The 2,967-nt window shown below is 73.5% G+C and carries 2 protein-coding genes; one reads left to right on the top strand and one right to left on the bottom strand.

Going from position 1 to position 2,967, the window contains the following annotated elements:
• On the bottom strand, positions 1-717 hold a 717-nt coding region (locus tag AC1D15_RS24820; protein WP_477828070.1), incomplete at its 3' end, for a Rieske 2Fe-2S domain-containing protein.
• A gap of 64 nt (positions 718-781) precedes the next feature.
• Here AC1D15_RS24820 and AC1D15_RS24815 point away from each other — a divergent pair.
• Positions 782-2,967 (top strand): DUF4118 domain-containing protein (locus tag AC1D15_RS24815; protein ID WP_477828069.1); only part of this gene is annotated, 2,186 nt, incomplete at its 3' end.

Below are 2,967 nucleotides of genomic sequence, written 5' to 3'. Positions count from 1 at the left end.
CGGCTCGGCACCGGTGGCGAGCAGCAGCGCGCCGAACGGCCGCGGCGCGCCACCGGCGAGCCGCAGCCGGCGCGCGGCGACGTCGATCGCGTCGACGCGCGTGTCCAGCAGCAGCTCGATGCGGCGTTCGGCGTACCAGTCGCCGGGCCGCAGCGGCATCCAGTCGGCCTCGGCCGTGCCGGCCAGGAAGTCCTTCGACAGGTTCGGCCGGTCGCAGGGGGGATCGGTGTCGGCACTGAGGATCGCCAGGCGCCCCTCGTAGCCTTCGCGCCGCAGCGTGTCGGCCGCGGCCAGCCCGGCCGCACCGCCGCCGACGATGACCACGTCGTCGAGCGCACCCGGGGATGCCTCGCGGCGCGAACGTGGCGCGGCGACGATGCGCTCGCGGGCGAACACCTGGCCGTCGCGCTGCTCGACGCGCCAGCAGGGCAGGTCGTCCAGCGCCGGCGCGCAGAGCGCCGCGCCGCTGCGGATGTCGAACTGCGCGTGGTGCATCGGGCAGTGCAGCACGTGGCCGTCGAGCAGGCCGTCGGCCAGTGCCGCGTGGTAGTGGGTGCATTGCCCGCCGATCGCGTAGACCGCATCGCCCTGGCGCAGCAGCAGCGCGTCTTCGCCGTCGATCTGCCCGGCCAGCATCGCGCCGTCGGCGATGCGCTCGAGCGGGATGCCGGCCTTCAGGTCGGGCTGCCGGTCGGGCTGAAAAGGTGTGTCGGTCATGGCACGCTCCGGTGGGTTGCGGCAAACATCGTTGCACAAATGGCGGTGACAATGTCGCCGCACCATGAGCGACATCCCGCGGCCCGATCCCGACGTCCTGCTGGCCCAGCTGCGCGACGATGCGCAGCGTGCCACGCGCGGCCGGCTGCGCATCTACTTCGGCTCGTCGGCCGGCGTCGGCAAGACCTGCGCGATGCTGGCGGCCGCGCGCAAGATGCAGTCCGACGGCGTCGACGTGCTGGCCGGGGTCGTCGAGACGCATGGCCGCAGCGAGACCGCGGCGCTGCTCGACGGCCTGCCGGTGCTGCCTGCGAAGACGGTCGACCACCGCGGCCGGCAGCTCGCGGAGTTCGATCTCGACGGCGCACTGGCGCGCCGGCCGGCGCTGGTGCTGGTCGACGAGCTGGCGCATTCGAACCWCGCCGGCTCGCGCCACCCGAAGCGCTGGCAGGACGTCGAGGAGCTGCTGGCCGCCGGCATCGACGTCTACAGCACGCTGAACGTGCAGCACCTGGAGAGCCTGAACGACGTGGTCGGCGGCATCACCGGGATCGTCGTGCACGAGACCCTGCCCGACACCTTCTTCGACCGGGCCGACGAGATCGTGATGGTCGACACGCCGGCCGACGAGCTGATCGAGCGGCTGAAGGCCGGCAAGGTCTACCTGCCGGCGCAGGCCGAGCGCGCCGCGAAGAACTTCTTCCGCAAGGGCAACCTGATGGCGCTGCGCGAGCTGGCGCTGCGCCGCACCGCCGACCGGGTGGAAGACGACGTGCAGGCCTACCGCAGCGACCGCGCGATCGCGCAGGTCTGGAAGACCGAGGGCGCGCTGCTGTGCTGCATCGGCCCGCAGCCGGGCGCCGAGCAGGTGGTGCGCAGCACCGCGCGGCTCGCGCAGCAGCTGGCCGTCAGCTGGCATGCGGTCTATGTCGAGACGCCGGCCCTGCAGCGGCTGCCCGGCGCGCGCCGCGAGGGCATCCTGCAGGCCGTCAAGCTGGCACAGGCGCTGGGCGCGCGCAGCGCGGTGCTGTCGGGCCAGGATGTCGCCGAGGTGCTGGTCGCGCATGCGCGGCAGCACAACCTGTCGAAGCTGGTGATGGGCTCGGGCAACCCGCGCTGGTGGTGGCCGGCGCGCGGCATGGGCCAGGCGGTGGCGCGCCTCGCGCCGGACATCGACCGCATCGAGCTCGGCGCCGCACCGCGCGCCCGGCCGGCGCCCGTGCCGGCAACGCAGCCCGAAGCCGAAGCAAGCATGGTCCCGCCGCTGCGCCGCTACGCGCTGGCCGTGGCCGCCTGCGCCGCGACCGCGCTGGTCACGCACGGGCTGGTGCCGTACTTCGACCTCGCGAACATCGTGATGGTGTTCCTGCTGTCGGTGGTCTGCATCGCGGTCGGGCTGGGCCGCGGCCCGGCGGTGCTGGCGGCGTTCGTCAACGTCGCGGCCTTCGACTACTTCTTCGTCGTGCCGCGGCTGTCGTTCGCGGTGTCCGACGCGCAGTACCTGCTGACCTTCGCGATCATGCTGATCGTCGGTCTGGTGACCGGGCAGCTGACCGCCGGCCTGCGTTTCCAGGTGCGCGTCGCAACGCACCGCGAGGCCCGCTCGCGCGCCCTGTTCGAGGCCGCCCGCGACCTGTCGAACACGCTGACGCGCGAGCACGCGGTCGAGGTGGCGYAAGCCGTCATCGCGCGCGAGTTCCGCGCCGGCGTCGCGGTCTTCGGGCTCGACCTCGACGAGCGGCTGCAATCGCCGCAGCCGTTCGCCGCGGGGCTCGACCTCGGCACCGCGCAATGGGTGCTCGACCACCACCAGCCGGCCGGCCTCGGCACCGACACGCTGCCCGGCAGCGCCTGGCTCTACCTGCCGCTGAAGGCGACGGTGCGTTCGCGCGGCGTGCTGGCGGTGCAGCCGCAGCAGCCGCGCCTGCTGCTGGTGCCGGAGCAGCGCCGCCAGCTGGAGACCTTCGCCGCGCTGGCGGCGATGGCGCTGGAGCGGGTGCACTACATCGAGGTCGCGCAGCACGCGACGGTGCAGATGGAATCCGAGCGGCTGCGCAATTCGCTGCTCGCGGCGCTGTCGCACGACCTGCGCACGCCGCTGGCTGCGCTGGTCGCCACCGCCGAGCTGCTGGCCGCGAGCCAGCCGCCGCTGTCGCCGCGCCAGCGCGAGCTCGCCGCCGGCCTCGGCGACAAGTCGCGCCGCCTGGCCGACATGGTGACCAACCTGCTCGACATGGCGCGCATCCAGAG

The sequence above is a fragment of the Rhizobacter sp. P2_H2 genome, from assembly GCF_056403375.1.
The sequence above is the reverse complement of the archived record's forward strand: the minus strand, read 5'-3'. Positions and strand labels throughout refer to the sequence as shown.